Source organism: Otoolea muris (genome assembly GCF_943193115.1).
Lineage (GTDB): Bacteria > Bacillota > Clostridia > Lachnospirales > Lachnospiraceae > Otoolea > Otoolea muris.
Genome location: NZ_CALPCY010000026.1, coordinates 1 through 13,129, shown reverse-complemented (window position 1 = coordinate 13,129; position 13,129 = coordinate 1). Strand labels below are relative to the sequence as shown.

The following is a 13,129-nucleotide window of genomic DNA, read 5'->3' as shown; positions in this document are numbered from 1 at the left end:
CTTTTCAACGCAATAAGCCTATATTATAAATCCTTCATTGCAATAAATATTTTTCAAACATTTTAAAAGACATTTCATAGTCCAGTTCTTTTTCAACAAAACGTTTCGCGTTTGAACTCAGTTCAGTAAATAATCGGGGATTATTTTCTAATTTTTCTATAGCTTCCATATAATCTTTCGGTTCTTTGCAATAAATATAATCCTTCCCGGCTTTTGCATTGATGCCTTCAATTCCAATCTCATTTGTCAGCACTGGAATCCCTGATGAAAGAGCCTCTAAAACCTTAATTTTTATTCCTGCTCCCAATATAATGGGAGCTACAAAACAAAAAGACTCTTTAAAATACGGCCTAATATCATCGACATATCCTACAATATGTATTCGTTCTGACTCGTAGCTCTTCAGCAATGGCACAGGGTTATTTCCTATCACAAAAAAATGATATTTCTTATCCAAAAACGGCATCACATTCTTTATAAACCATATAGCGCTTAAGTAATTTTGTTCCCGGGACATCGCGCCAAAATAAATAATATTATGATTATCAATTCTTTTACTGCGGCACAAATCAATCATATTATGAAAAAAAGGGGTTAATGCATAAGCAGATGTCCTTATCCCTTTCTGTCTTAACAATTCCAAATCCTTCCTATTCGTCGTAAATACAAAGTCAATATCATTAATCGAACTGATCTCTCGATACTTTAAGCAAAAGTAACCCAAATAATAGTAAATTTTCTTTAATATATTTTTTTCCTGCCCTGCTCTTCTCTTTAATCCTAAAAATGTTACATCTTCTTCAATTGCGACTACCTTTGATTCAGGGAATATTTTCTTGACATGATATTCCATTAACAATATTTGTGTCCAATGGAGAATGATACAATCTGGTGCATATCCCATTTTACGTATTTCCCTGAGATATGATTTTATTTTATTTATTTTATAACCTTTAACTATTCCGGCATATCGGTTAAATATAAGGAATTTTGAAAAAATCGAATCACATTTCCCCTTAAGCTTTCCTACTTCTGACTCTTCACAAAAAACTTTGTTTTCAATATGATATTTATCATATGTCAGTCTTGACAGATCATTTCTTTCAGCAAACCCAACTGTCCGGATCGTTATATCCGGATTTTCATTTAATTTTTTTAAATAAAAATTAAAATTTTGACCTCCGGCGTGGGCAACTCCGTCATATGTAACTACCTGTGCAATCCATAAAATCTTTTTCATAAATGTTTACCTTTATGTATTCTGAAGCACTTATACAAAACACATATAATCATTCCCCTGATTTTTTGTTTCGCTGGCATTGGATAATTCTGCGGTATTTTTTTATATGCATCATACCCAAGGCTCACATATTTTTTTAACAAACTGGTTTCAAGTGCATTGACACGTAATATCTTTCCTATCATTCCATTACAGACCCGAAACAAATTATACTGTGATGCCTGAATAATTTGTTCTGGCATATTATATTGAATGAAATACTCTATTAAAGCTTCGGCAATCCTATAGTAGGAATCAATCTGTCTCAATGTCAATTTATGGCTCTGAGAATTTTCTCTTATAATCCATTTATATAATGCTCTTTCGTCAAAGTATATCTTTCTGTATTCACACATTGCCCGAAGAACAACCCAATAATCTTCAAATTGTTCCCCTTTTGGAAACCTGTACTTTTCCAGAATTTCTCTCTTAAACAATTTATCCCATACAGCGCCTGATGCCCCTTCCCCTCTTAAAACATTAGTTACAAATGTATGCCCGTCTATTAACCCACTCGAAAATGTATTTCGTTTAAATGATCGCTCTTTCTCTACATATAAACGACAGCAGACTGAAATATCAGCATTATATTCCATCATATTTTTATATAATATTTCAAACATCTCCGGTTCCAATGTATCATCATCATCTGCAAAACCAATAAATTCTCCATGTGAATACTGAACACCGATATTTCTTGCCTCTGCCTGACCTTCGTTCTCTTTATGTATAACTGTAACTCTTGTATCCTTTCTGGAATAAATGTCACAAATCTCTGCGCTTGTATCTGTACTCCCGTCATCTACTAATATAAACTCTATATTTTTATAACTCTGTTGAAGTAATGATTCCACACAGTCTTCCAAATAATTTTCAGCATTATAAACAGGAACAATTATACTGATTAAAGGCTGTTCCATACTTCTCCTCTCATACATCTACATTTGCCAGTTTTTCATAAAAAATATTTCTTTGAATCTGAAGTTTTTCTTCCGTATATTCTCTTGCCTTCTGAATTCCTGACACAATTAATTCATTCATCCGCTTCGGATCTTGTAACAAACAGGCAATCTTTTTAGCCATTCCCTCAATATCTCCCGGAGAAACCATTTGATCCGATTCAAGTAATTCCGGAATTCCGTTTACATTTGTAGATACACATGGCAGGCCCGCCGCCATTGCTTCAAGTAACACTCTTGGCAATCCTTCTCCATATGATGGAAATATAAACAAATCGCTGTTTCTCAATTCATTTATAAGAATGGTTCTGTCTGATATTTTACCTAAGAATTTTACTTTATCGCTTATCCCCTGTTCGATTGCATACCTTTTAAATTCTTTTACCAATTCCCCATCTCCTATGAATCGGATATTGCAATCTATTCCTTTATTTTGCAATAGCTTTACGATCTTAATCGCATCTCTGTGCCCCTTCACATAATTATTGATGTTATTAGCTACGTGAATAAACGTATAACTCTCTTTTATCCTAAACATATCAGATTCTCCAAAGAATTCTTTTGATATATTGGCAGAAGAATAGCTTCCGGTAAAATATTTTTTTGTCTCTCCTCTTAGAATTGCCCTGCATGGATATCTGTTCTGCAGCGCTGAACGAGTAACATAAGACACGCCATTTGCTTTTTTACAATTGTATTTGAGAAGCATCGTAAACGTTATTTTCCAAACAAAACCCCCAAGGCTCTTATTTATCTTACTGTTAAATGCATCCCATGGATCTACAACTACTTCAAGTGCATATGGCTTTTTTCTTTTCCTTATGGCAATTGCATATTGAAAAGCAATTGGACTTGGCATCCTAATTATAGCACAGTCAAACTCAACGTCTTTATTTAAAATCAATTTATTAACTTTATCAAATTTTTTTATATACTCTCTTGCTCCTGTGAAATCCGGAATTTTAACAAAATCAACTCCGGCTCCGCTGCATAAATTTGGATATCCGCTGTGTTCCTTTAGTGCCGTTTCGGAAATCCTGATCGCGACATACACCTTTTTAAAAACCGCTAGATATCTGGAAAAAAAATGGTAATCCAATATACCCGGCGCCCATATCTTTTCGTCGTTTGTTTTAAGGAGATGTCCGTCGCAGACTACCAACACTGTTTTTTTATTCATACTTCTGCTCCCTAAAGCATCTCTTGGTAATAATGTCATACATTTTCTATATGTCCTTTCCATCCAAAATGAGGTTCAAATTGGAGACTCCTTTCATATGATATATTCTCTATGCTTCCGCACCATTTTTTATCATTACTCTCCAATATAATTTTATCCGCGTCACATGCGGAAACAGGATACTTTTTTATCTTATATGCATTCATAATTGTTGGAATCTTTTTATAGTTAAATCCCATTAATGTAGCTGCAGCGGTGTCAATCGTTACAGGATTAAATCCTCCAATCAATATTCCCGCCTGCTTTATATCCGGCTCCATCGGCCCATTTTTTTCACCGGCAAGAATTCCGTCAACTACTGCGAAATACTTCCTTTGAGGATGTTCATGCATGTTTCCATTCACGTCTGCATAAAGTAAAATTTTATTTAAATCAAGGCATGAACGCCATATCGTATCGTTTCCATACCACATTCCGTTTCTAATCACCTGCTGATTGGGGCTCCCCAGAAACAGTCCTGCCATCTTCTTAATTATAATAAACGGATAATTAATGAGCGGATTTTTATTTTTTAAAACCATTAATGCCATACCTTTAAGCCGACTCTCTGTTTGTCCTTTTTTACTTCTCCTTGGATATTTATCCCCTCCGTCTTCCGGAGAACCCACTGTATGATGTGGGATGGAATTTTTGATAACACAGGTTCCAACCAGATTTTTTAAGCAGCAGGTCATTCCACCTAACTTATGGGTTTTCAGTTTAGGCAAATTAATAAACACATCACAATCTAAAATAGTTTTTGACATAACATATATATTATCATTTTCATTATGATATCTTGCTGTCTCTGTCATATCATAATCAGCGCCATAATATGCTTTATTTTTCTTTCCATAAAACTCACTATCTTCTTTTAGATTTACCTGAATGTATCCCAAAGGATCTCCTGCTAATTTTTTCTTAGCTGTTATAATTCCCTCTCTATAGTACCAGCGCTCTTCCCGCAAATCAAAATACCTTATATGTACCGATGTCTGTTTGCGAATTTCCTCTACCAATTCCTTCAATCCAACCCGAGCTACAATCTTTTCATAGTCAGAATCCGTTTGAGGTGCATCAACAATATTAATTTCTCCTTTTCCGCAAAGCAATTTGTCTACATATTCTAAAACCATCCGGATTACTTCCGTATGCGTAATAATATACTCCCAGTCTTCCTTTTTCTTCATATGTGATTCTTTGACAAAATTCGGCTTTAATATAACTTTATCCCCAGGCTTTATCAAACTTTTCAGCCCTGACAGCAAAAAATCACCTATTTGTTTTCTGTTTTTTTTGATACTTTCATAATCTGCATCCGTATGGTATATATAAACTTTGTTGTCCATGGTATCCTCCGTTATCAGATATCTGAAATCACAAACCGAAGCTTTCCTCCCTCACTTCTGGCAATTTTGTCTACATATACGATACGTAACCTTACATCTGCCATGCGCAGCGATGCTTCTTTCATCAACTTCCTCTCATCCTCCTCTCTGTATCCTTTTCCTTTTATTATTCTGATATCTATTTCATTGTTGTTCTTCTGATATATCTGAGCTTCTTTTACATGAACCATATCCTTAAAAATATGATCCAACCTCCCAATTTTACGCCCATCCTTTAGCTGTATATAGTCTTCTTTCCTCCCATCTATAGATTTGATTATTCTTCCCTCTTTTGTCTCCATACATGTGGCAATGTCTTTTGTCCTGTAGCGCAACAGCGGCATTGCAAAATTATTCAGCGAAGTTCCCACCACCTCCGTTTCCCCTGTATCAGGAATTCGGCAAAACTCCACAGCGGCAAAGTCTTCATCCACCTTCATCTGCTTTGATAAATTCTCCGAAAAATTGGCCACTCCCTCGCTCATCCCGTAATGGTTATACGGATACACGCCAAATGCCCGCCGGATCTTTTCTTTCTGAGGTTGTAAAAGGTTCTCTGCCCCTGTTGTGACAAAGCGAACCTGATAATCAAGTTTCCGTCCCTTCTCTAAAATGTAGTCAGCTATCAGGCTTATGGCGGACGGATATCCATGAATCCAGGGGTATTGTTTGCGGTTTAATTCCTGCACATACCACTCTATGTTTCTATCACTTATATGATACGTGCTGAAATATTCCTGTTTACATGGCATATTTATACGACTGAACGGCGCTTTCTTCTGTTTTACTGGGACAACGCTTCTTCCCCCGAAGAAAGCGCAGTATGAATCTAATGTTATCCCCAGATTCATCCGGTAACGCCACCATACAGCCCATTGCTTCCTTAACGCGTTTTCTAATGTGTAAAAAACAAAACCGCTTCCTGTTGTTCCGCTTGTATGGGCAGTTACCATCTGTCTCCGTGATATGTTTTTTGCTATGAACTGTTCATAATTCTGGAGAACCGTCTCCTTGTCCAATATGGGAATCTTTTTTAAATCATCCAACCTCTTTATGTTTTTATAGTGCACTCCGCTTTCATTAAAAATTTTATTATAGTATTCCACTGACTCATAGCAATGCTTTACCATCCTTCTCAGGCGTTCATCGCGATACTCGCATAGTTGATCATAGCTCCATTCATTTCTGTTTCTGTAATCACTCAGAAATATGTGAAATTCTTTGCTGTACCGCTTTCTTTGAATCCTTCTCCCCTCAAGAGAACAGACCATATTCTGTAAATACAGCGGCAAATGATTATACACATCCATTTGATCCATCATAAATCAACCTCCGCTCTCCTGAATCAATAATTCATGGCAATGAAATACCGGCTCAATATCATGGCTTTTCTGTTGTTTTATCACATCCCACATATACCCATACTCCGCCGCAAACCCCTTATCCTGCCTCATTTCCGTCTTCCCCGTCTTATTTGCCCCATACCGCGTAAGCCGTAAATAATTATCCAGCTCCATCACCATCCCGCCAGAAAACACCCGGAGCTGCTCCTTCGGATATTTCTTTGAGCCCATGGAGGTATAGATGATATTTCCAATCGCCCCTGACTCGAATCGCAGGGTAATACACGCATTGTCCCTGTTCGGATAAGCCGGGTTTGACGCATACGTCACCTTCAGATCCGCCAGCTTACTTCCGTCCAGATACTGTATCACATCCACGAAGTGGCATGCCTCCCCGATGATCCTGCCGCCTCCCTGCGCCTCATCCTGCGTCCAGTGCTGTCCCGGGATATAGCCTGCGTTCGCGAGATATTCATACACCGCCGGGATTTCCCGGGTCTTTAACTCGTCCTTTATCCGATGAACCATGGGCGCATGCCTCCGGTTCAGCCCGCAGAACAGCTCGCCCTCCGATTCCCTGTAAGCCGACTTGATTTCCTCCAGCTCCTTCAGCGTCAGGCACAACGGCTTTTCACAGTACACATGCTTCCCTGCCCTTAAAGCCTCTGTCACAAACCGCGCATGACTGTTATGGCGGGTGGAGACGATAATCAGGTCAATGTCCTCATCCCCCAGAAGCCTTCTGTAGTCATTTGTCATATACGCAAAATGGAACATTTCGTTCGTCTGCGCCGCGCTGACGCCGCCTGTCGTCGCCAGGCCCCGGAAGGTAAACCGGTCCATGGCTTTCATAGCCGGGAGCATGGTACTCCTCACAAAACTGCCCGCCCCGATGAGCCCGATGGAAATCCGTGAACCGCTGGCGCCTTTGTTCCTGCGTATTTTTCCGGCCCCACTCCCTGAACATACCTCCGGCTCCCATTTTTTCCGGTTTTCCCCATACTGCAGTAATACGCCGATATACGGCTCCTTCTTTTTGTTTGCGGTGATCAGCTCATAAGCTTCCCCCGCCTTCTCAAAGGCAAACACGTGGGTGATCAAATCCGACAGAACCAGCCTTCCCCCTGACACGAGGCGGACGAATTCCTCCACATTCCTCCCCTCGGTAAACCTTACATAGCCCAGGGGGTAATCCACCCCGTTTTCCTCATATGAAGGATCATAGCGCCCGGGGCCGTAGGAGCGGGCGATCTTAAACGTAAGCTCCCTCTCATAAAAGGGGCGGCGGTCCAGGTTCATCTGTGTCACGCCGATCATACAGATCACACCCCGGTCCCGGGCAATGGCCGCCGCCAGATCCACCGGCGCATTGCTGTCCGCGGCGGCTGTGATAATCACGCGGTCCGCCCCCCGCCCGCCGGTGCAGGAGCGGGTCATTTCCGCCGCACTGTCGTCGTCCGAGCGGATAAAGGCTTTCAGACGCGTCCCGGGCAGCGTCTTGTCCGCAATGTCGTATCCGATCACATCGCAGCCGTAGGCGTCCAGAATCCGGGCCGTGATATGCCCCAGAAGCCCCATGCCAATCACGGCTGCCGTCTCCCCGGGCGTCACCTCCGCCTGATGGATCCCTTCAAGAGCAATGCCGGCCAACGCGGCGAAGGCGTATTCCCGGCAGTCGCCCGCCTCCTCCGGAATGGGCGCGATGAGGTTCCGTCCCACGCGGTTGACCTCGCTGTGGTATGCCTGTCCCACCATGGCCACCCGGTCGCCTTTTTTTACATCCGTCACCCCGCGCCCGCATTCTACCACCCGGCCCACGCCGCTGTAGCCCATGGGCATGGGCTCTGACAGGCGGTTAAACGCTGATTCCAGGGTGGTGACAATCCCGTCCGTGGAAAGCTTCTCGGTCACTTTTCTCACCTGATCCGGGCGCTCCATGGCCTTCTGGAGCAGATTCTTGCCTCCAAACGATGTCAGGCTTCTCTCCGTCCCCGCGCTGACGACGCTGTAGAGTGTTTCCACAATCACCGTGGAATCCTTTACTGTGGGCGCAGGCGTATCCAGAAGCTGGATGCTCCCGTCCTTTACCATTAAAAACAACTGCTTCATGTCTGTCCTTCCTCCTGTTTACTGCGTCGGCTGCAGCATTGCAATTAAACCCTTTCTGCCTGAACTGCCTTCATCTGTCCCTTTGTAACCGTCCAGGCTGTCAGAACGGTTACGCCCTTTTTACAGGTCATCTGTTATTGATGACCCCCGTGACTGACGGCGCGGAACATTACAGATGGTAAATATTTCCGCCTTTTTTGTATATATTCCTTGTATCAAGCACAACTTTTTCTCTGAGCCGCTCTTCGTTCTTCTGTATCTCCTCATGCCCTACCATCACCACCACCAGATCCACATTCTCCAGAAATGCGTCCAGCCCATGGTATTGGTTCGCCGCAACCTCCGCCTCAATATACGGGTCATACACTTTCACTCTCCCGCCCGCCAGGTGCCGTTCCATACATTCCAGCATCTGCAGCGTCGGGCTTTCGCGCATGTCGTCCACGTCTTCCTTATACGTCAGCCCGTAAAGCCCCACGCGGGAAACGTCCGTGATCCCTTCCTTTTTCATGATCTCATAAATCCGCCCCAGCACGAATTCCGGCATCCCGTCATTGATTTTCCTCGCCGCCAGGATGATGTTCGCCAGCCCCGGATAATCGCCTACCAGGAACCACGGGTCCACGGAGATACAGTGCCCGCCGACCCCGGGCCCCGGGGACAGGATATTCACCCTGGGGTGCATGTTCGCGATGCGGATGATCTCATACACATCCATGCTGTCCGAGCGGCAGATCTTCGCCAGCTCATTCGCAAAGGCGATGTTGATATCCCGGAACGTGTTCTCCACCACCTTCGTCATCTCCGCGGTGCGGATATCCGTTACCACGATCTCCCCCTCGCAGAAGGATGCGTACAGCCGCTTCACCCGCTCCCCAACCTCCCGCTCGTCCGCGCCGATGGTTCGTGAATTGTGCTTTAACTCATACGCCATATTTCCCGGGATAATCCGCTCCGGCGCATGGGCGAGATGGATATCCTTCCCCACTGCCAGGCCCCTTTCCTCAATGGCCGGGCGCACAAAGCGATCGATCGTGCCCGGCGATACCGTGGATTCGATCACCAGCGTCGCGCCTTTTAGGCAAATCTCCAGCACGTTTTTCACCGCCGCTGTCACATAGGAGGCGTCGATCTTTTTGCTCGCCTTGTCATATGGGGTGGGGACAGAGATAATGTACATATCTGTACGGATATATTCTTCTGAAAAACGGATCCCGCTTTTCACCGCCTTTTCAAACAGTTCATCCAGCCCATCTTCCTTAAAGGTTGTTTTTCCCCGGTTCAGCGTTTCCACCAGTTGCCGGTTATAATCCGTCCCTGTCACTTCCACGCCGTGCGCCGCCAGCATCAGGGCTGTCGGCAGTCCGATATAGCCCAAACCTACTACATTAATCATATCATTCTCCTGTATATTTCATTATCAGCTTACTATCCATGTAAATATTCTGTCTGGCTTTCTGTTACATGCCAGGAATAAAATCACTTTTACAGGTAAAGTCAGGGAATAAGCTCCAAGTACAGGTCTTCCCCTTTCTTCTTAATCCTATAAAAGCCCCCTTGCCTTATCTCATCCTGCGAATAGAATGCTCCACCATATCTCTCCCGAAATACATCATCAATCTTAAATAGATAAACATATGTATAATCCTGCTCATCTAAAGCCCTTTTCCACTCTTCCAACGAATAATCGATCGTCCAGATATCTCCATCATAATATGGTTTTCCCATGCTCATTCCCAAGTTTCCTAGTGAAACTGGAGTCACAATATAACCGAATATCCTCCTCTCAAAACCATTCGTTTCCTGTGCGATAAAATGAATCTTATCATCTTTATAATCCATACCCCTAAGGTAACGATAAATCTCTCCATATGCCCCTCTCTGTCCAATCGTACTTTTTACATGCGTACGATTTAAAATTGTCACTCCAAACACCGCCCAGGCGGGCACAAACAAGGCCAATACACAGCACGCAAGCCCAACATGAAAAACCTTATTATATTTGTACAAAGGCTGTATGCATCCCCAGAATACAGAGGCCAGAAAAAGAGCAACACCAATAAAATATGTCGAAATATACCTCTGGAAAGATGCCAGATGAACCGCTTCATATTCAGAATAGGTGAAAATATATAAAAACAGTAAACCTGTTGTATATAAAAACAGCCCTGCCATGCTTGTACATCCATAAATCAGCAACTTGCGTTTCATTCTATTCTCCAGCTTTTTTCCAAGCAGCAACATAGTGATTATCATTATCGTAGCCCAAACTATATAATTCAATCTTATAATATAGCCACTGATTGTTTCTCCTGTTAAAGCATTAATAAAATTATTTATCACCGTATATTGATACTCTGCGCCTTCCCCATTTACCAGCTTTATGATATTAGGAATAGTTACATGGCTCGTATTCCAAGCCTCTTGTGTAGCACTGGCCTTTAAATAAAACGCCCATGAAAATTTTCCAATCGCAATTCCACCGCACAGACCCGTCCAAATTAAAATAGATTTTCTAAATTCCCTGTTCTTTTCAATCCAATCATCCGCCAGTATCACTGCAGCAGCCACAGCAGCAAGAAACACGCCGGATGCTTTAGTCAAACATAGAACGTAAAGAGCCAGAGAGACATTTAAAATAAAAAAACAATTCCTTTCTTTTTCCAGAAAACCAACGCTTAAAATATATCCAAACAAAATGCCAAGCACTGCATCCACATACAGCGTGGTAAGATAGGATTCATTAAATATAAAAGGGCACATCAGAATAAAAATAACTGACATGCCGGCATATATACATTGTCTCCAGGTAAAGCTTTTTGCTATCGGTAAAAACAGAACAGCTAATAGCCATCCCCTCGCCTGATAAACATGCCCCTCAAAAAAGCCCCCATATAGTTTTCCTATAAAATATTCCCATAATGCCATTCCAGGAGGATATCCTTTACACAAGACCGTAGATCCCGGGCAATTCCCAAATGCATTAAAATAATCCATATTTTTAACTACCAGGCCCCAATGCGAAAACTCATCCCAACTTGAAAACAGACGGTAACGGTTGATCCACCAAATCCAGGCAAACAGGGCAAAATAAATCATTAGCCCCGGTGTAAAACAATATGCTCTCACTTCCTCTTGCGCCCGAAACCATTTTCCTGTCAGATAGAAGGCGCAGGCCCCTTCCAGGCCCAGGCACACATAGACGCCCCACAAAAGATTCCCGCTTACTAACCCGGCGGCGTACAAAACAGCAATCGTCACAAAAACAGATACAGCCGCTGTTTCCTCCATCTTTCTTTTAAAAAAAACAGCCAGGAAGGCGCTGAGCAGGATGATATAAAAAAATACAAACAGTGTCTTCATCGCACTGCATCCTCCCTATACACATAATCCCGCTGAATCCGGTAACTCAGAAAAAACAGGGCCGTATCCGCACAGGCTTTTACAAGCAGCCGGGAAACAGGCCGTCTTCTGCATATGGCAAATACAATTCCAGCCGAACACAGCATCTGTGCCGCGCACAGCGCATAATATTTCACAACCGCCTGCTTAACCGGCGCATGGCTCTTGAATACCACGCAGCGGTTTAACATACAGTTATACAATGACGAGATCATACGGGCGCCAATCGTTGCGCCATATATCTGAACACTCAGTGAATTTCCCGATAACACCGCCCCGAACATATGGAATAATGCTATATCTGCTGCAAAGGAACTGAGCGATACCATTACAAACCGTACAAATTCCTTTAGCAGCAGAACGTAAATACGGACAGAATCCCTGACCGGGTGGAAGTGGCTTCCTTTATTTTGATTGTTATACACAGTTTCGATCGGAACCTCTTCAACCACAATTCCCCGCCGCTTTGCTTCAAGCAGCATATTTGTCTCATATTCAAAGCGTTCTCCCGGAAGCGTTACAAAATAGTGCAGCACATCATTTGTAAAGCTACGAAGCCCCGTCTGGGTATCTGCAATCTTCATACCATACAGCCAGCGAAACATTTTGCTGGTCAGCTTATTTCCAAAACGGCTCCTGAACGGTATACCGGCCTTTCCAAAATCCCGACTCCCAAGAATCAGCTTTAACCCCCCCCCGGATCCTTTCAGGGCCTTGTCCATTTCAATTACATTTTCAATCAGGTGCTGACCGTCTGAATCCACAGTGATAACTCCTTTATAATTCCCGCATGTATTCAGATAGTGGTTAAACCCGTTTTTTAACGCCCGGCCTTTTCCCATGTTTACAGCATGCTTTAAAATCCTGCATTCCTTCCATTTCCCTATTTTTTCAAATATGGCCTGATATTCCGGCCCGCTGCCGTCGTCTATGATAATAACTGCCTCAAATCCCTGCCGGATTAATCCCTGCACATAGTCTGTTAAGGATGCCGGAGGATTTAACGCCGGAATTAAAATAACCCCATTCCGCATGGCTGTCACCTCGTTTCTCTAGCTTCTGTAACGCTTTCAATTCTCCAGCAGTTACATTAATTCAATGATTAATATTTGTGGGGCAGAAATTTTTATTTCAATTTTTGAAATATAAATCTTACGCTGCATCCCCCGATTCCACTGCGCACCTTAAACCGCACTTCCATCACCTGCTTTTTCATCCGCTTTCCAAACTCCGGCGCATAGGCGCAGATATCCCCGCTTTGGTGGATGATCACATCCGCAGGTTCCCCGTCCTTTCCCGTCTTTACCGTTACCTGCGCCTCTATGTCCTTTGCATTCGCCCGCGCGTCTCCCGCGATCCTCCATCCCCCGTCCCGCATCTCCCACGAAAATCCGGGCGCGAGATGGAAAAAGGCCGAGGCGCTCTCCCCC

General features: G+C 43.2%; 10 protein-coding genes. All 10 read right to left on the bottom strand.

What is annotated here, in order from left to right; translation table 11 throughout:
* Window positions 1-34: 34 nt before the first annotated feature.
* Entirely contained in the window at window positions 35-1,240 is a 1,206-nt protein-coding gene (locus NFS31_RS15485) for a glycosyltransferase (protein WP_251496864.1), read from the bottom strand.
* Window positions 1,237-2,199 (bottom strand): glycosyltransferase family 2 protein, encoded by a 963-nt coding sequence (locus NFS31_RS15480; RefSeq protein WP_251496862.1) that lies wholly within the window; start codon window positions 2,197-2,199, stop codon window positions 1,237-1,239. The genes NFS31_RS15485 and NFS31_RS15480 overlap by 4 nt, the downstream gene beginning before the upstream one ends.
* 10 nt (window positions 2,200-2,209) lie before the next feature.
* Window positions 2,210-3,418 (bottom strand): glycosyltransferase, encoded by a 1,209-nt coding sequence (locus tag NFS31_RS15475; RefSeq protein WP_251496860.1) that lies wholly within the window; start codon window positions 3,416-3,418, stop codon window positions 2,210-2,212.
* A gap of 35 nt (window positions 3,419-3,453) precedes the next feature.
* Window positions 3,454-4,806, bottom strand: a complete 1,353-nt coding sequence (locus NFS31_RS15470) for a DUF362 domain-containing protein (RefSeq protein ID WP_251496858.1) — start codon at window positions 4,804-4,806, stop codon at window positions 3,454-3,456.
* A 14-nt stretch (window positions 4,807-4,820) separates the two neighbouring features.
* Window positions 4,821-6,167, bottom strand: coding sequence for a phenylacetate--CoA ligase family protein (locus NFS31_RS15465; protein WP_251496854.1), 1,347 nt, complete (start codon window positions 6,165-6,167; stop codon window positions 4,821-4,823).
* A gap of 3 nt (window positions 6,168-6,170) precedes the next feature.
* Complete coding sequence (locus tag NFS31_RS15460) at window positions 6,171-8,297, bottom strand: bi-domain-containing oxidoreductase (RefSeq protein WP_251496851.1); 2,127 nt, start codon at window positions 8,295-8,297, stop codon at window positions 6,171-6,173.
* A gap of 169 nt (window positions 8,298-8,466) precedes the next feature.
* Window positions 8,467-9,693, bottom strand: coding sequence for a nucleotide sugar dehydrogenase (locus tag NFS31_RS15455; protein WP_251496848.1), 1,227 nt, complete (start codon window positions 9,691-9,693; stop codon window positions 8,467-8,469).
* A gap of 101 nt (window positions 9,694-9,794) precedes the next feature.
* Window positions 9,795-11,660, bottom strand: a complete 1,866-nt coding sequence (locus tag NFS31_RS15450) for a hypothetical protein (protein WP_251496845.1) — start codon at window positions 11,658-11,660, stop codon at window positions 9,795-9,797.
* Window positions 11,657-12,733, bottom strand: a complete 1,077-nt coding sequence (locus tag NFS31_RS15445; protein WP_251496842.1) for a glycosyltransferase — start codon at window positions 12,731-12,733, stop codon at window positions 11,657-11,659. The genes NFS31_RS15450 and NFS31_RS15445 overlap by 4 nt, the downstream gene beginning before the upstream one ends.
* 92 nt (window positions 12,734-12,825) lie before the next feature.
* Window positions 12,826-13,129: hypothetical protein (locus tag NFS31_RS15440; protein ID WP_251496840.1), on the bottom strand; the 304-nt coding region annotated here is incomplete at its 5' end.